The following is a 16,554-nucleotide window of genomic DNA, read 5'->3' on the forward strand; positions in this document are numbered from 1 at the left end:
CACCGTCTTTGTTCCGTCGTTTGCTCTCCCTCTCATACTCCGGACTTCGAAGCACCCGCCAGACCTGTCCCCCGGTGGAAAATGTCAGATCCACATATGTCTTCGTCCCATCCGGCGCGTACTGGCTGCGCATCATGGTTCCGTCTCTCCGTCCACCGCTGGTCTGTCCATACAGTGCATAGGTGATCCCGTCAAAGATCGTTGTCTTACCTGCCCCGGTATCTCCCGTGATCAGAAACACACCCTGCTGCACCTGCCCGAAATCTATTGTCACGCAGTCCGCATAAGAGCCAAATGCGGACATCGTCAGTATCATCGGTCTCATCCTTCTTCCTCCCTGATTTTCGCAAATACTTCTTCCAGCACTGCCGCCTCTTCTTCCTGCAGCTTCCGTCCCTGAATCTGGGAAAAGAACTGTTCAAAAACCAGTTTCGGATCTGTCTGTGTATCCTCTGCCTGTCCGTCTTCCCATTCTTGTACAAGCTTCCGGTTTCTCTCTGTCCTCACTTCCAGAATATGCGTAAAGATCCGTTCCAGCTGTTCCTTCGGCTGATACAGTTCCTCTTCATCCGTCAGAACAATACTGACATAATCCTCGCAGATACTGTCTTTGTTCGCTTCCAGAATCTCTTCCAGTCTTCCCCTGATCACGCATATCTCCCGTAACGGATGCAGCGGATGCAGCTGAATCACCGGTTCCTGTCCCGGTGCTTCCAGAATCACTTCTGTCACCGATTTTTCCTGTTCCCACTCACTGAGCGAGTATTTTAACATCGAACCACAGTAACGGATACTTTCTCTTCCCATCGACTGCGGGCGGTGGATATGTCCCAGTGCCACATAGGAAAACGGCGCAAGACACGAAATATCCACCTGATCAAGTCCTCCCACACTTATCGTCTCGGAATCACTGGTTTTCGGTGTCTCACCACCTGCAGTATAGAACTGATGGGAAATCAGTATATTTCGTTTCTCCGTATCCACCTGCTCTCTCTCCAGAAGAAATTTTACCGCCTCATTATAATCCCTGCGTATCTCTTCCCATCCGTTTTTCACTTTTATCTCTGTTTCCCCGTCGCGGTCTCTTTGTTCTCCTGCTCCGTCCTCTCTGTCTGTTTCCTTTTTGCTCTCTTCCATTAGTTTTCGCACATATCCAGGTTTCACAAACGGAAGCATCCATACCTCTGTCTCTCCCCATTCATCTTGAAAAGTGACCTTTTTCAGATGGTCTTCCGGTATCTGTGGACAGGTTCCCGCCACATAGATCTGTTGCCTGCTCAGAATCTTTGCACCGAACGCCAGTCGTTCCGGAGAATCATGATTCCCGCTGATGATCAGCACCGGAATCTTCGGTTCCAGCTGGCTTACTTTGGTAAGAAACCGGTCAAATACCGTAACCGCTTCCGCTGCAGGTACTGATTTGTCATACACATCACCAGCGATCAGGACACCGTCCGGTCGTTTCTCCCGGATCAATTCATAAATCTCTGTCAGGATCCACTCCTGATCTTCCAGCAGAGAATATCCATATAACTGCTTCCCGATATGCAGATCGGATAAATGAAAAAAATGCATTGCCTCGCCTTCTTTCTGTTAGATTTCTCACATTATCGCGACAGTCGTCAAGGTCTCGTGCAGGCACGGACTTTGACTCGTTGCTCGCATAGACTATGAGAAACACGCTCCGCGAGTTTCTCAAACTACCGCGGCAGTCGTCAAGGTCTCGTGCAGGCACGGACTTTGACTCGTTGCTCGCGTAAACTATAAAATTCCCCACACAACCGGTCATTGGCCGGATGGCAGGGAATTTTGATCCTTATTCTTGCTCCTGTGTTTCCTTTTTCTCTTCTTTTGTTTCTGTCACTTCTGCAACCTCTTCCTCAGATGCTTCCTGAACCTCTTCTGTTACGTTGGCATCTTCTTTCTCCAGTTCCCTGGTCAGTTCCAGTGGTGTGATATTCTCCGGTGTTACCTGTGTTGCATGCTCCATCAGACTTTTCTTCTGTCCTGCTTTTTTCGGTTGAACGGAAGTTTTATCTGCTTCCTTTCCTTTTTTCCGATTGTTCGGTTCTACCGCATAGATACGATCCGGATGATTTTTCGCTACCTTTTTCAGGCCACTAACCGCCCAGAGCAGAAACAACGGTAACAGCAGATTGGAAATGATCATAAACGGACTGATCATATGCATTGCTGTCAGTGCAACACCCGCCAGAACTTCGAGACCCAGAATTCCCAGGCTCATTTTCCACAAAAGTGCAACCTTATCCAGCCGATTGTTTAACCGGAAACAAAAGATTCCAACCATGGTTTCGATCACTGCCTGAATATAATATACTACGCTGCATGCGCGAAGTGTTCCGCTTGTAATGTCAATCTGTTTTAATGCCTCCAGAACCTCTTCATTCCCCTTGTCCGCCATTCCTGCCATTGACCAGCACCGCATACCGTAGGACAGGCTGGATGTCAGAGCTGTCATAACCAGCATGATTCCCACCAGCATAACGATCATCTTGCCGTTAAGGGCCCGGCGCATTTCCTTCTGATCCTGATATTGATACATAGTTTTCCTCCGTTCTCCTGTTTCTTTTTCACTGTCCGTAACTGCTTTATAACTTTACAGTTACCACTATTTTTCAATTTTAATGAAGAATCTTTTGTTTGTCAAACTGAAACAGAGACTTTATTCTTTTTTTACATTTGTTTTCTTACGATCCGATATTCGTCGTCCAGCTGATAATACGGACACTGGTAAAAAGTATCACTTAAAAACCGATACATCTCATCTTCATCCAGATCCACTTCGCAGCAGTAGCAATCGGATTCTTCATCGTATACATAATTCGCACAACTCTCACAGTTTGTCTGTTCTGCCATCACTTTTCCCCCGTTTTCTTATTTGCAGTCCTTTTTCCGGCTCTGCTTTCGCTGTGTAGAGAGCCCTGTTTTTTATTATATCCGCTCTCTTACTCCGATACAAGTGGAAATCTATTTTTCCATCTCAAAATAAAATGCTTGCTTTTTATCCGCTGATATGATATTATAAAGGTCGGTTTTAGCGAACCGTTTTTCATGCCGCTGTGGCGGAATTGGCAGACGCACTTGACTCAAAATCAAGCGGTTAACAGCCGTGCCGGTTCGAGTCCGGCCAGCGGCATCCGAGCTGTTGCATACATCATATGCAGCAGCTTTTTCTTTACACGGACGTATATTTCTGCTAATAAAATCAATCCATTGGATTAATTATTGATATTCACCGAAAAAAATCCCCTGTTGGAAATCCTGAACTTCCACAGGGGATTTTTTTATTGTATATCAATAAAACATAATTCTTCCCGTTTTCCTGAAATTAGTTTACGTGAATGTGTTCTCTTGATTTTTCTGCAATCTCTGCTTTGATCTTTTCTACAAAAGTATCCAGTGGCAGAACCGTAGTTTCTTTTTCGCCATGCAGACGGAAGGAAACGGTTCTGTCGTCTTTTTCATTGAATCCGACAACCAGCAGATACGGTACTTTTTCTACCTGACCTTCACGCATACGATACCCAAGTTTTTCTGCACGGTCATCCAGTTCCACACGGACATCTGCTGCTTCCAATGCATCCACGATTTCCTGTGCATATGCATTCAGACCTTCATCGTCGGTCTTAACCGGCATAACACGTGCCTGAACAGGTGCCAGCCAGGTCGGCAGGTTTCCTTTGGTCTCTTCCAGAATGTATGCCATGAAACGATCCAGAGATCCAAGAATTGCGCGGTGCAAAACAACCGGTGTCTGTTTTTCTCCGTTGCTGTCGATGTAGGACAGATTGAATTTCGCCGGCAGGCAGAAGTCCAGCTGACAGGTAGACAGGGTAATCTCGTTACCGATGGCAGGCTGTACATTGACATCCAGTTTCGGGCCATAGAATGCAGCTTCTCCGATTTCTTCGGTGTATTCGATTCCGATGCTGTTCATTACATCACGCAGTGCATCTTCTGCTGTGTTCCACATCTCATCATCATCATGATATTTTTCTTTGTTTTCCGGATCACGCAGAGACAGTACACAACGATAATTGGTGATTCCGAAATCTTTATAGGTACTGAAGATCAGTTCTACTACTTTTGTAAATTCATCCTTGATCTGTTCCGGTGTTACAAACAGATGGGCATCGTTCTGACAGAAATGTCTTCCCCGTTCGATACCTTTCAGCGTTCCGCTGCTCTCATAACGGAAGTCATGCGCAATCTCGCCGATACGGATCGGCAGGTTTTTATAAGAATGTCTTTTATTTGCATAAATCATCATATGATGCGGACAGTTCATCGGACGAAGAACAAAAGATTCCCCTTCCATCTCCATCGGCGGGAACATGTTCTCTTTGTAGTGATCCCAGTGGCCGGAAGTCTTATACAGGTTGACAGTACCAACACAAGGTGTCATAACATGCAGATAACCCAGTTTACGTTCTTTTTCCTTGATGTAATTTTCCAGCTCCTGCCAGATTGTATATCCTTTCGGCAGGAACATCGGCAGACCACGTCCAACCAGATCGTCAACCATGAACAAATTCATATCTTTTCCAATCTTTCTGTGATCTCTTTCTTTTGCTTCCTCCAGTAACTGCAGATGTGCTTCCAGTTCTTCTGCGGTCGGGAAACATACACCGTAGATACGCTGCAGCATTTTGTTTTTACTGTCACCCTTCCAGTAAGCTCCGGAGTGACGAATCAGTTTAAAATGTTTACAAAGTTTTACATTATCCACGTGAGGTCCACGACACAAATCGGTAAAGTCACCCTGATCGTAAACAGTGATATTTCCCTCTTCCAGATCTGCGATCAGATCCAGTTTATAAGGATCATCGGCGAACATTTCCAGTGCTTCTTCTTTAGACACTTCACGACGGATGATCTTTTTGCCGGATTTTACAACTTTTTTCATCTCTTTTGTGATCTTTTCGATGTCCTCATCACGAATTACATCCTCTCCAAGATCAATATCATAATAGAAGCCCTCTGCAACAACAGGTCCAACCCAGAACTTTGCCTGTGGATACAGATGTTTGATCGCCTGAGCCATTACATGGGCACAGGAATGATTCAATGTTTTTAACTGTTCATCTTCTTTAAAATTTACCATTTTTCTTCTCCTTTTTACCATTGTCAGCGAGAAAAACACGCTATTACGGCAGTAGTCAAGATTCCATGAAAGAACAGACTTTAACTCATTACCCGAGTAACGAAAAAACACCCTTAGATGACAGACTGCCACCTAAGGGTGCTATTATGCACGGTTCCACCTTATTTTTCTCTTATTGCCTGTAACAGAGCAACCCGGTAACGCTTCGGATGAAATCTCATCCTTCTACGCACAACTCAGAAGTGGTTTTCCTGCAACCTGTCCATAAGAAACTTCCACCATACATTTCTCTCTCTGTATAGATCTGACTGCATTACTTTCTTCGTCAACGCTTTTTCATACTATTTTCTAAACCGAGTTCATTATAATATAATACCGATGGAAATTCAATGCTTTTTTACTCAATTTCCACTTCGTTTCCTGTTCTTTCCCCTTTTGTAAACGCCATTGCATTGTTAAGAGTTGTCTCACTGATGGCATCCAATGCTTCATAAGTGAAGAATCCCTGATGAGAGGTAATAATAACATTCGGGAAGGACAGCAGTCTCGCCGTCACTGAAGTCTCCATAATCTCATCGGAACGGTCTTCAAATACATTTTTCTTTTCTTCTTCGTATACATCCAGGCCGACTGCAAAGAATTTTCTTGCACGGATTCCCTCGATCAGATCTTCTGTCTTTACCAGACCACCACGGGAGGTATTGACCAGGATCACACCATCTTTCATCTTTCTGATAGATTCCCGATTGATCATATGATAGGTCTCATCCATCAGTGGGCAGTGAAGGGAAATCAGGTCGCTCTGCGCCAGCAGTTCATCCAACGATACGTATTTTACGAAATCCAGTGCCGGATTCTGATATTTATCATAGGCAATGACATTCATGCCAAATCCATGACAGATTCTCGCCATTGCCGCACCGATTTTACCGGTTCCCACGATACCGGCTGTTTTCCGGTAGAAATTTACTCCCTGCATACCACCAAGGCTGAAGTCGTTTTCGCGAACTCTCACATAGGCTTTGTGGATTCTCCGGGTGGCAGCCAGTGCCAGTGCCATCGCGTGTTCTGCTACAGCTTCCGGGGAATATCCGGGCACACGCATGACTTTGATTCCACATGCGGTCGCTTTCTCCACATCCACATTGTTAAATCCCGCACAGCGCATCAGAATCAGTTTCACTCCACACGCAGACAGGACATCGATCGTTTCGGTTCCCACATCACTGCTGACAAATGCACAGATCGCATCGTATCCTTTTGCCAGTTTTGCAGTACTCGGAACCAGTTCAGATTTCAGATATTCGATCTGAATATCCGGATAGTCTTTTGCTTTTGCTTCAAAAGACTCTTTATCATAACTTTTTGTATCATAAAATAAAATCTTCACAGCATGCTCCTCCTTTTTCTGTTTTTTCATATAGAAACATTATTTTCCAGACAGTTTTCTGTCTTTCTTATTATATCCTTTCTTCTTTTTCCTGTATACATTTTTTTAGAAATTGATAGATTTCCTCATCAGTAGGCGGACATCCCTGCAGACAGGAAGCAAACCCCCTGGTGCAGCTGCCGATTCCAAGCGTTCCTGTCTTTCCCCGATATCCCTGTCCGATACATATCTTCGTATCCAGTTTTTCCAGAACGCCTTCTTCTTTTAACCGGTCGAGTGCAGGAATCAGATACCCGTAACAGGCACTGCAGGACTCCACCTCCTCTACGGCATCCGCTACTTCCACTACTTTTCTCCTTCCGGTCTTTACCACCTGTGAAACCGGTGGATTCAGTTCCCGGACCCGGGCCTGTGTCCAGTCTGCACATCCGGCCCCCAGCGCTTCTGCCATTCGGATATACGGCACTTCTTCCACCCCATACCCCATCTCATGGCAGACAAATGCATCGACCAGTACCGGATCTCTTCCGGCGATCAAACGGTTCATCTCCACCGGATTGCCTCCGTCCTCAAAGTCCCAGTCCCCGCAGATATTGTCAACCAGAATAAAATCCTGATGCAGCCCGACTGCCAGGTGTGCAATCGGTTTATGCAGTCCCATCGCGTGAAAATGACGTTTTTCCCGGTTTGGAAGCAGTCCCTTCATATTCTTCAGTGCACAGGTGATCTTCGTCTGGCAATGCCCCTTCATCACCGGTACATTGATCAGAAAATCGAGACTTTTTGCCTCCCGGCAGATCTCAAGTTCCATCCCTCCGCACTCCGTCAGTTCTCCGGGATCTGCCTGCATATCTTTAAATGGAACCTTGTACATTTCGCTCAGCTTCTCATATCCACAGACTTGCATGGATTCTCTCGTCTTATCCCCTACCCAGGAACCTTCCAGCATGATGATATTCTGAAATCCCGCTTCCTGCAGATATTCGATGATTCCAGCCACAATTTCAGGATGAGTTGTTGCCCCCAGAAAAGCCTCCGACGGAGCCACCAGGTTCGGCTTGATCCCAATCTTTTTGTCCCTCGCTCCGATCTGTGCTTCCAGTCCGGCAGCATACAGGATCTCTTTTGTCATCTCTTTATACTCTGTTCCATGAATCAACAGTAATTCTTCTTTTTCCATATCTGTTCCTTTCTGTCTGCTTTTTACGTAAGAGTCAAAAAACCCCGGAGTTCACCCCGGGGTTTTTATTTTTCTGTTTTATCGTAACTGTTCAGTACTCTCGCAGAATGCTACCTACTGAATAGTTGCGTTTTATCTTCTTTTCAGGAAATCCGGAATCTGGATATCTTTTCTCGGAACAGTACTGCTGGTCGGTGCTCCCGGATTTGCTTTTGGCATCTGGAAACTCGGCATCGTCATACCCTGGGAAAATGCAGGTTTTTCCGGTGCTGCTTCTTTTACCTGTGCAGTCTGTACTGGCTGAGCAGGTACTGCAGAAGCTTTGCTTACGCTTGCCTGTTTTGCAGTTGCATCATTCAGTCCGGTTGCAATAACCGTGATCTTAGCAGAATCTACTGCGGTATCATCATACATGGCACCAAAGATGATGTTTGCATCTTCGCCTGCCAGGTTCTGTACATAGCTTGCAGCATCATTTGCATCCATCAGGGAGATATCTCCGGAGATGTTAATGATCACATGGCTTGCACCCTGGATGGTTGTCTCAAGCAACGGACTGGATACAGCCTGCTGTACAGCTTCCAGTGCTTTGTCGTCGCCCTTTGCCTCGCCGATACCGATATGAGCGATTCCTTTGTCTTTCATGACAGTCTGAACATCTGCGAAATCCAGGTTGATCAGTGCCGGCATGTTGATCAGGTCTGTGATGCCCTGTACTGCCTGCTGTAAAACTTCATCTGCTTTCTTCAGTGCTTCCGGCATCGTAGTCCGACGGTCAACGATCTCAAGCAGTTTATCATTCGGGATAACGATCAGAGTGTCTACGTTGTCTTTTAATTTATCAATTCCCATCAGAGCGTTGCTCATACGGGTTTTTGCCTCAAAACGGAACGGTTTTGTCACAACACCGACAGTCAGGATGCCCATCTCTTTTGCAATACCTGCAACAACCGGTGCAGCACCTGTTCCGGTTCCGCCACCCATACCACAGGTAACGAATACCATGTCAGCACCTTCCATCAGCTGACGGATCTCTTCCATACTCTCTTCTGCCGCTTTTTCACCGATCTCAGGCTTTGCTCCGGCTCCAAGACCTTTTGTCAGTTTCTCACCTATCTGTAATACGGTAGGAGCTTTGCAAAGAGTCAAAGCCTGTTTATCAGTGTTTACCCCGATAAACTCCACACCGCCGATTGTTTCTTCTACCATGCGGTTTACTGCATTATTACCGGCTCCACCTACACCAATTACTATAATCTTTGCAGATGATTCCGCTTCATTTGTCATAATCTCTAACAAAGTACTTCCTCCTTTTTTGCTTGCGCTTATATTTATTCCCTTCAGGGTACTTTTGCCTTATCTTAAAGAGTTACATATGGTTATATAATATAATTTCTTCTCTGATTAATCAACTATTTTTTTCAGATTTCATGTTTTTTTTCGAATTTTGTAAGGTTTTTCCGGATTTTGTTTTCCTGCGGTTTACTCCCCCGCAGTTTTCTGTGTCTCCGACGTATCTGTACCGTTTTGTTCTGTTCCTGCCCCGGTGTCCGTCATCCCCCCGTCCTCTTCGGTAGTACTGTTATCGCTTCCGTCTCCGGATCCGTTGTCCTGTGTGCTGTCATCCTGTGTCTTTGTATCTTCACCGGAAGCATCAGGATCTGTCACGGTGTCTCCTTGTGTATCACTTTCATCTGTTGCAGAATCTGCGCTGCCCTCTCCCTCTCCTGCCGGATCCTGAGATCCGTCTTCAGTTTGTGTATCTGCCGCCGGATCTTCCGTATCTTCGCCGAAGTCTCTTCCCTCAATCTGTGCAATTTCCATTTTCAGTGTATACAGCGTCTCTTTCGAAAAGATAATGTTGGTAATATCCGTTTCATAATCTTCCAGGTGGAGAATACCCGTAAAATCAGATAATTTTGGAAGAATTGCCGCTACTCTGGTAATCTTTTCCTCCAACAGCGTATCTTTTCCCAGATTGCAGTGGATGTTTCCGTTGTTATACACCAGAATAATCTCCTGATTCTCATCAAAACACACCATCTCCGGAAGAATTTCATACTTTTCCACCATACGGGTGATTCCAAGAATTGTATTATAGATACCATCTGCAATCGCCGGAATCGTATCTCCGAGTGCGATACCTTTTTCCTTATCTGTGATGCCGATAACTCTTGGCACATCTGTTACTGCTGCCTTAAATTTTGTCGCGTTTTCATTCCCGGTATCAGACTCTACAGCCTGCAGTACCTGTCCCTCTGTACTGTCTGCCTGTTGCGTATCACTCTCTGTACCATCTTCTTTCTGTGCATCTTCTGTATCTGCCCTGTCCGTTGTATCGGCACTTTCTCCTGTCAGAGCTTCCAGTGCCGCATCCGCTTCTTTTGCGGCAGCTTCCTGTGCGGCCTGCTCCTTTAACTGATTCAGTTCTTCTTCTTCCTGATCCATGGAATCAATTTCATCCTGCTCCATAGCAGTCACTTCCACCACAAGTCCGTCCTTGTTAAAATACAGCCTCTCTGTTCCCTGTGTGATATAACCGACAATTTTTTTCTCATTTACATGGATCCGAATGGTATGGGCATTGACTCTCTCAAGATCAAAAGAATCCACAAACGGAATATTTTCTGCATTTTTATGTCTTTCAAATAACATCGCAAGCACCGTGTTAGATGTCAATGGTGTTGTCATCACATATTCTTTTACTTCTTCATCGGTGTATCTGGTATTTCCCACCACATACACTTTGTCCACCCGAAACAAAAAGAAAAATGCCAGCAGAGCCAGCAGCACGATGGCTGCCACAGCTCCGGCTGTAATCATTTTTCCTTCTTTTGTCAGCTCTATTCTTCTGAATCTTTTTTTCATTCTTCCACCTGTTCCCTTATTCTGATTACCGCACCCAATTGCCCGAACAACTGATCCGGTCGTTCATATCCCCGTTCTATATACTCCGCATGTTTCACGACGCTTTCTCCCTGTGCTGAAAGCCCCGCCACCACAAGCGCAGCACCTCCACGCAGTTCCCTGGCACATACCGTTGTCCCCGTCAGTTTTCTGCCACCACAGACAACCGCCTGTCTGCCGGTAACCGTGATCCTGCCTCCCATTTTTCTCAGCTCTTCCACTATCTGAAAGCGTTTTTCAAAAATCCTTTCTTCGATCCTGCTTTCTCCCGGAACTGTAAGAAGCACCGACATCAAAATTGACTGCATATCCGTGGGAAATCCGGGATACGGCATCGTACACACCTGCTCCACCGGAAAACGGATTCCGGCTGCATTCGCCCTTAGTGTACCACTCCTCATCTCCCATTGTCCACCCATTTTCTCATATACCCGAAGTACAGATTTCATTTCCTGCGGATCCACATCTTTCAGACCGATCTGACCTCTTGTGGCTGCAGCAGCATACAGACAGGTTCCCGCTACGATCCGGTCTGTAGGAATCGTATATTCCACATCCCGCAAAGCCGCGGCTCTGCGCATCCAGATTTTTCTTGTTCCGATCCCACGGATTTCCGCTCCCATCGCCTGTAAAAAATGACATAGATGCATGATTTCCGGCTCCAGGGCACAGTTTTCAAGAAGCGTTTCCCCCCGTGCCGTAACACCTGCAAGCAAAGCATTTTCCGTAGCACCCACACTGGAAATCGGAAAATGAATATGGGCACCGGAAAGACCCTCCGGACATTCTCCGCAGATCTCCCCCTCTATTTCCCTGATCAGGACACCCATTTTTTTCATTGCATCCAGATGCAGATCAACAGGACGTGCCCCGATCGTACAGCCGCCGGGATAACCGATCCGGATCCGCTTACATCTTCCAAGCATACTTCCGAGCAGCAGGATGGAAGATCGCATCGTGCGCGTCTCTTCTCCGGGAATACCGGTCTCACAGATCTTATTACAGTCCAGCTCCAGTGTATGGCCACTCCACGCGGTCTTTACTCCGATCGACCGCAGGATTGCTTCCATTTCAAACACATCTGCAATCCGGGGACAGTTGTGAAGCACGGTCCTTCCCTCATGCAGCACTGCAGCCGCCATCATTGGCAGGGCAGCATTCTTCGATCCCTGAACCTTTACTTCTCCTTCCAGCGGACCATTTCCACGCATCCATATTTCACTCACTCGTTTGCTCCCACATGCCCTGTTATCTTATTCTATGCAGCACGGGAATATCTGGTGACTGACAATGCAAGCCCCATCTCTCCCATCAAAAACAATACAGATGTTCCTCCATAACTGATAAACGGCAATGTAATCCCGGTATTGGGAATCGTATTTGTAACAACAGCAATATTCAGGATTACCTGGAGTGCAATATGGCCCATGATTCCGGCGCCTATCAGTTCTCCCAGCAGATCCTCTGCCCGAACTGCTGCCACCATGAGTCTCCAGATCAGGCCTCCAAACAGAAGGATAACCAGTATAGCTCCAAACAGTCCTGTTTCCTCACAGATGATGGAAAAAATCATATCATTTTGTGCTTCGGGTACAAATCCCAATTTTTGCAGACTGTTTCCCATCCCACGCCCGAAGATTCCCCCACTTCCGATCGCATACAAGCCCTGGATCGTCTGAAACCCTTTTTCATATTTTTCCGGATCCCTCCAGATGGCAAGGCGTTCGAGCCGATAACTTTCCATACTCAAAAAAATCGCGACAAATCCAATCCCCGCGGCTCCTATTCCAAGAAAAGGCAGATACCTCGGGTGTGCCACAAAGATCAGAATCACGCCGATACCAAGAATAATAATCGCCGTACTCAGATTATTTGTTCCCACCAGCCCGACAATCGGTAACAGCGCCGCCATCGTCCGGAGCATAAACCAGAGACTGTCTGTCTTTTTCTTCCGGTTGCTGATCCTGAATGACAGAAACAGTATTACCGCTGCTTTTGCAAATTCCGCCGGCTGAAACGACAATGGTCCCAGTGCCAGCCAGCGTTTTGACCCATTATAGGATCTTCCTACAAATAAGACAGCCGTAGACAACGCGATGGAACACAGATACAGTACCGTGGCAAAAGCCGCCACCCGATGATAATCGATCCGTGCCATCACCCAAAAAGCAATCATGCCCAGCACACTGGCAAATAACTGCTTTTTCAGATAGTATCCTGCATCTCCAAACTTTACTTTTCCATTATATGTACCTGTACTATATAAAAAAAATAATCCGGCCAGTGTCAATATCGCTACGAAAAGGATCAGAAGCTCATCTTCCTTCCCTTCTTTTTGTACTTTTTTCATAGATTTTACACGCTTTTTTTTTCAGTCTATGAATCGCAAAAATATTCAGTACTTTTTTAATAAATTTCCATTGACAAATATCGTTTTTTTTTTATAATTGATTTTAATAATAGTAAACACAGAATTTAGTAATACGATACTTTCCCGATTATCGGTAAGACGGGGCTCTTTACCTGCCACATGGCTGATAATCGGGATTTTCGTGTGCCTTTTAAAGGAGTTTTTATGGACATTGGAACAAAACTGAAAAGTCTGCGGACACAGAATGGACTGACTCAGCAGGAACTGGCAGACCGGGCTGAACTTACCAAAGGATTCATCTCCCAGGTTGAGCGAAACCTTACCTCACCATCCATCAGTACCCTCGCAGATATCCTGCAGTGTCTTGGCAGCAACCTTCAGGAATTTTTTACAGATGACACACCGGAACAGATTGTCTTTCGAGAAGAAGATTATTTTCTGAAAGATGATCCTGAACTTGGACACCAGATTGAATGGCTGGTTCCAAACGCACAGAAAAATCAGATGGAACCCATCCGTATGACCCTTGCTCCCCGGGGGCGTTCCTGTGTGGAACCCCCTCATGCAGGCGAGGAAATGGGCTATGTGCTGGAAGGAAGTATCCTTCTTACGCTGGGTAAGAAAACCTACCGCATACAAAAAGGAGAAACGTTTTATTTTCCCGCCGGCCAGGAACACTGGCTGGAAGCCGGAAAATGGGGTGCTACGATCCTGTGGATCTCCTCCCCGCCAAATTTCTGATGATAAAAAGGAGATAACTGTTCAGTACCTTCACAGTTACGAGCCAAAATGCATAAAAAATCACCTTCGTTGATGGCATTTTGGCTTGTATGTCTCGGGATTTTGACATATTCATGTCAAAACACCTCGCGGGACAGTGGCTACTGAATAGTTACAAAAGGAGACACTATGAGCAATCGATTAATAGATTTACAGCATATTACCAAAATCTTTGACGGTGAAAAGATTCTCGACGATCTGAATCTCTATATCCGCGAGAACGAATTTCTCACCCTTCTCGGTCCGTCCGGCTGTGGTAAAACTACAACGCTTCGAATCATCGGCGGTTTTTTATTTCCGGATGAGGGAAGTGTTATCTTTGACGGAAAAAACATCACACAGCTGGCTCCGAATAAACGCCAGTTGAATACCGTATTTCAGAAATACGCCCTCTTCCCGAATATGAATGTGGCAGAAAACATTGCCTTCGGTCTCAGGATAAAAAAGAAAAGCAAAGCCTATATTGATGACAAGATCAAATATGCACTGAAACTGGTGAATCTGGATGGCTATGAAAAGCGTAAAATCGATGCTTTGAGCGGTGGTCAGCAACAGAGAATCGCCATTGCCCGTGCCATTGTCAATGAACCGAAAGTGCTTCTTCTCGACGAGCCCCTGGGTGCTCTGGATCTCAAGATGCGCCAGGACATGCAGTACGAACTGATCCGTCTGAAAAATGAGCTGGGAATCACATTTGTCTACGTTACCCACGATCAGGAAGAAGCTCTCACCATGTCCGATACTATTGTGGTTATGAACGGCGGTTATATCCAGCAGATCGGTACGCCGGAAGATATCTACAACGAGCCACAAAACGCTTTCGTTGCCGATTTTATCGGTGACAGTAACCTTTTAGGCGGTACCATGATCCAGGATCGTCTGGTGGAAATTCTCGGTGCCAAATTCTTATGTGTAGATGAGGGCTTCGGAACTAATAACCCGGTAGACGTAGTCATCCGTCCGGAAGATGTAGAACTGGTGAAACCGGAAGTCGGTATTATCAAAGGCCGTGTGACTTCCGTCATCTTCAAAGGCGTACATTATGAGATGACTGTTCTGGCCAATAATTTTGAATGGCTGGTACACAGCACGGATATGTATCCGGCAGACAGTGAAGTGGGGATTTTTGTCAAGCCGTTCAATATTCAGATCATGCATAAACCGGAATCTGAGGATGAAAAGGCGGTGGATATTAATGAATAGCCCTAAAAAAACCTGGTTTGCTTTTCCCTATATTCTGTGGATCATCGGATTTACCCTGATCCCGCTGGGACTGGTTCTCTATTACGCCTTTACCGGCGCAGACGGTGGTTTTACTCTGGCAAATGTTCTCGCCATTACAGAACCTGTACATCTGAAGTCTCTGTGGACTTCTCTTAAAATGGCGTTTCTTACGACTTTGATCTGTTTTATCCTTGCTTACCCGCTGGGACTGGTGCTATGCAGTTTGAATCTGAAGAAAAGTAATTTCATCATTTTTCTTTTTATTCTTCCGATGTGGATGAACTTTCTGCTTCGAACCATGGCATGGCAGCTGATTCTCTCTACTAACGGCGTATTAAATACTCTGCTTGGCTTCCTGCATCTTCCGAAGGTGCATATTATTTATACCTTCCAGGCAGTTTTAATTGGTATGGTTTATGATTTTCTGCCATTTATGATCCTTCCGATTTATAATTCTCTTTCTTCCATCGGAGACGATGTTGTGGAAGCCGGAAAGGATCTGGGAGCCGGCTATTTTACCATTCTGCGAAAAATCATTTTCCCGCTGTCTCTTCCCGGAGTCATCAGCGGGATCACGATGGTATTTGTTCCGTCCATGACTTCCTTTGTTATTTCAAACATTCTGGGTGGATCCAATACCTTACTGATCGGAAATATCATTGAACAGGAATTTACCTACAATTTTAACTGGAATCTGGGCAGCGGGCTTTCCTTTGTACTGCTGGTATTTACTCTGATAAGTATGGGGCTGATGTCCGTCTTTGATAAATCAGAAGGAGGAACTAACAAATGGTAAAAACATGGGTCAAACGACTGTATATGGCATTCATCTTTCTGTTGTTGTATCTGCCGATTATCGTTCTGGTTGTACTGTCTTTTAACAAATCCAAGGCCAGAGTTACCTGGAGTGGATTTACTTTTCAATGGTATGCAAACCTTTTTGATAACAGTCGGATCACGGATGCCTTCACCACCACCCTGACACTGGCTTTCGGCTCTGCACTGGCAGCCACCATTATCGGTGTGGTTGGTGCCATCGGCATCAGCGCAATGAAAAAGCGAAATTACTCTATCATGCTGGGAGCTACCAATATCCCGATGTTAAATGCCGAGATCGTTACTGCATTGTCTCTGACACTGTTATTTATCCGTTTTATCAAATTGGGAATTACCACAGTATTTATCGGGCATGTGACATTCGGTGTTCCGTATGTGATTTTAAATGTCCTGCCCCGTCTTCGGACTCTCAATAAAAATGCATATGAGGCTGCACTTGATCTTGGAGCCACCCCACTGTATGCCTTTTTCAAAGTCTGCTGGCCGGAACTGATGCCGGGCATCATGTCCGGTTTTCTGATGGCAGCCACAATGTCGATGGATGATTTTGTGATCACCTATTTTACCAGAGGGCCTGGGATCAACACCATCTCTACGATGGTATATTCTGAAGTGAAACGTGGAATCCAGCCGGAAATGTATGCACTTTCCACGCTCCTGTTTCTGCTGATTCTTGTTCTGCTGCTGCTCTTTAACTTCTTATCCGGAAGAAAAAACAGTATGGAGGTGTAAAAAGAGAC

15 protein-coding genes and 1 tRNA gene are annotated in these 16,554 nt (G+C 45.7%); 5 read left to right on the top strand and 11 right to left on the bottom strand.

The window, feature by feature from the left end; all coding sequences use genetic code 11:
• The 4 genes from MSA64_RS09775 to MSA64_RS09790 all read right to left on the bottom strand — a co-directional run.
• A partial coding sequence (locus MSA64_RS09775; RefSeq protein ID WP_287891489.1) for an AAA family ATPase occupies window positions 1-325 on the bottom strand: 325 nt, incomplete at its 3' end.
• Window positions 322-1,575: an exonuclease SbcCD subunit D gene (locus MSA64_RS09780; RefSeq protein WP_277663234.1), complete on the bottom strand. Its 1,254-nt coding sequence runs from the start codon at window positions 1,573-1,575 to the stop codon at window positions 322-324. The genes MSA64_RS09780 and MSA64_RS09775, both read right to left, overlap by 4 nt.
• A 241-nt stretch (window positions 1,576-1,816) precedes the next feature.
• Window positions 1,817-2,563, bottom strand: a complete 747-nt coding sequence (locus tag MSA64_RS09785) for a hypothetical protein (protein ID WP_117525083.1) — start codon at window positions 2,561-2,563, stop codon at window positions 1,817-1,819.
• 131 nt (window positions 2,564-2,694) lie between these two features.
• Window positions 2,695-2,877, bottom strand: a complete 183-nt coding sequence (locus MSA64_RS09790) for a DUF6472 family protein (RefSeq protein ID WP_154431349.1) — start codon at window positions 2,875-2,877, stop codon at window positions 2,695-2,697.
• Window positions 2,878-3,074: 197 nt separating this feature from the next.
• Here MSA64_RS09790 and MSA64_RS09795 point away from each other — a divergent pair.
• Window positions 3,075-3,157: transfer RNA gene (locus tag MSA64_RS09795), tRNA-Leu, on the top strand.
• 192 nt (window positions 3,158-3,349) lie between these two features.
• Here the strand turns inward: MSA64_RS09795 and thrS are convergent.
• From thrS to MSA64_RS09830, 7 genes are all read right to left on the bottom strand, one after another.
• Entirely contained in the window at window positions 3,350-5,125 is a 1,776-nt protein-coding gene (gene thrS / locus MSA64_RS09800; RefSeq protein ID WP_022171108.1) for a threonine--tRNA ligase, read from the bottom strand.
• 397 nt (window positions 5,126-5,522) lie between these two features.
• Window positions 5,523-6,515: a 2-hydroxyacid dehydrogenase gene (locus tag MSA64_RS09805; RefSeq protein ID WP_277663235.1), complete on the bottom strand. Its 993-nt coding sequence runs from the start codon at window positions 6,513-6,515 to the stop codon at window positions 5,523-5,525.
• Window positions 6,516-6,585: 70 nt separating this feature from the next.
• The gene (locus MSA64_RS09810) at window positions 6,586-7,695 is read right to left on the bottom strand and encodes a DUF362 domain-containing protein (RefSeq protein ID WP_287891490.1); all 1,110 of its coding nucleotides are present in this window, start codon (window positions 7,693-7,695) and stop codon (window positions 6,586-6,588) included.
• A gap of 132 nt (window positions 7,696-7,827) precedes the next feature.
• Entirely contained in the window at window positions 7,828-8,982 is a 1,155-nt protein-coding gene (gene ftsZ / locus MSA64_RS09815; RefSeq protein WP_106491605.1) for a cell division protein FtsZ, read from the bottom strand.
• A gap of 195 nt (window positions 8,983-9,177) precedes the next feature.
• Window positions 9,178-10,563, bottom strand: coding sequence for a cell division protein FtsQ/DivIB (locus MSA64_RS09820; protein ID WP_287891491.1), 1,386 nt, complete (start codon window positions 10,561-10,563; stop codon window positions 9,178-9,180).
• On the bottom strand, window positions 10,560-11,828 hold the full coding sequence (gene murA / locus MSA64_RS09825; protein WP_277663238.1) for a UDP-N-acetylglucosamine 1-carboxyvinyltransferase: 1,269 nt from the start codon (window positions 11,826-11,828) through the stop codon (window positions 10,560-10,562). Before murA ends, MSA64_RS09820 begins: the two co-directional genes overlap by 4 nt.
• 32 nt (window positions 11,829-11,860) lie before the next feature.
• Window positions 11,861-12,952: an FtsW/RodA/SpoVE family cell cycle protein gene (locus MSA64_RS09830; RefSeq protein WP_022171102.1), complete on the bottom strand. Its 1,092-nt coding sequence runs from the start codon at window positions 12,950-12,952 to the stop codon at window positions 11,861-11,863.
• A gap of 225 nt (window positions 12,953-13,177) precedes the next feature.
• On the opposite strand from MSA64_RS09830, the gene MSA64_RS09835 reads away from it, so the two are divergent.
• From MSA64_RS09835 to MSA64_RS09850, 4 genes are all read left to right on the top strand, one after another.
• Complete coding sequence (locus tag MSA64_RS09835; RefSeq protein ID WP_154431346.1) at window positions 13,178-13,714, top strand: cupin domain-containing protein; 537 nt, start codon at window positions 13,178-13,180, stop codon at window positions 13,712-13,714.
• A gap of 168 nt (window positions 13,715-13,882) precedes the next feature.
• Entirely contained in the window at window positions 13,883-14,956 is a 1,074-nt protein-coding gene (locus MSA64_RS09840) for an ABC transporter ATP-binding protein (protein WP_022171100.1), read from the top strand.
• Entirely contained in the window at window positions 14,949-15,773 is an 825-nt protein-coding gene (locus MSA64_RS09845) for an ABC transporter permease (protein ID WP_154431345.1), read from the top strand. Before MSA64_RS09840 ends, MSA64_RS09845 begins: the two co-directional genes overlap by 8 nt.
• Window positions 15,767-16,546, top strand: a complete 780-nt coding sequence (locus tag MSA64_RS09850) for an ABC transporter permease (protein ID WP_154431344.1) — start codon at window positions 15,767-15,769, stop codon at window positions 16,544-16,546. The genes MSA64_RS09845 and MSA64_RS09850 overlap by 7 nt, the downstream gene beginning before the upstream one ends.
• Window positions 16,547-16,554 lie beyond the last annotated feature (8 nt).

Origin of the sequence: Oliverpabstia sp., from assembly GCF_022785585.1 — a bacterium.
GTDB classification, from domain to species: domain Bacteria; phylum Bacillota; class Clostridia; order Lachnospirales; family Lachnospiraceae; genus Oliverpabstia; species Oliverpabstia intestinalis.

What these genes read in the sequence shown, in the direction of transcription:
- MSA64_RS09780 (WP_277663234.1), bottom strand. Translation starts at nt 1,575, where the DNA reads ATGCATTTTTTTCATTTATCCGATCTGCATATCGGGAAGCAGTTATAT.
- MSA64_RS09785 (WP_117525083.1), bottom strand. Translation starts at nt 2,563, where the DNA reads ATGTATCAATATCAGGATCAGAAGGAAATGCGCCGGGCCCTTAACGGC.
- MSA64_RS09790 (WP_154431349.1), bottom strand. Translation starts at nt 2,877, where the DNA reads ATGGCAGAACAGACAAACTGTGAGAGTTGTGCGAATTATGTATACGAT.
- thrS (WP_022171108.1), bottom strand. Translation starts at nt 5,125, where the DNA reads ATGGTAAATTTTAAAGAAGATGAACAGTTAAAAACATTGAATCATTCC.
- MSA64_RS09810 (WP_287891490.1), bottom strand. Translation starts at nt 7,695, where the DNA reads ATGGAAAAAGAAGAATTACTGTTGATTCATGGAACAGAGTATAAAGAG.
- ftsZ (WP_106491605.1), bottom strand. Translation starts at nt 8,982, where the DNA reads ATGACAAATGAAGCGGAATCATCTGCAAAGATTATAGTAATTGGTGTA.
- MSA64_RS09820 (WP_287891491.1), bottom strand. Translation starts at nt 10,563, where the DNA reads ATGAAAAAAAGATTCAGAAGAATAGAGCTGACAAAAGAAGGAAAAATG.
- MSA64_RS09830 (WP_022171102.1), bottom strand. Translation starts at nt 12,952, where the DNA reads ATGAAAAAAGTACAAAAAGAAGGGAAGGAAGATGAGCTTCTGATCCTT.
- MSA64_RS09835 (WP_154431346.1), top strand. Translation starts at nt 13,178, where the DNA reads ATGGACATTGGAACAAAACTGAAAAGTCTGCGGACACAGAATGGACTG.
- MSA64_RS09840 (WP_022171100.1), top strand. Translation starts at nt 13,883, where the DNA reads ATGAGCAATCGATTAATAGATTTACAGCATATTACCAAAATCTTTGAC.
- MSA64_RS09845 (WP_154431345.1), top strand. Translation starts at nt 14,949, where the DNA reads ATGAATAGCCCTAAAAAAACCTGGTTTGCTTTTCCCTATATTCTGTGG.
- MSA64_RS09850 (WP_154431344.1), top strand. Translation starts at nt 15,767, where the DNA reads ATGGTAAAAACATGGGTCAAACGACTGTATATGGCATTCATCTTTCTG.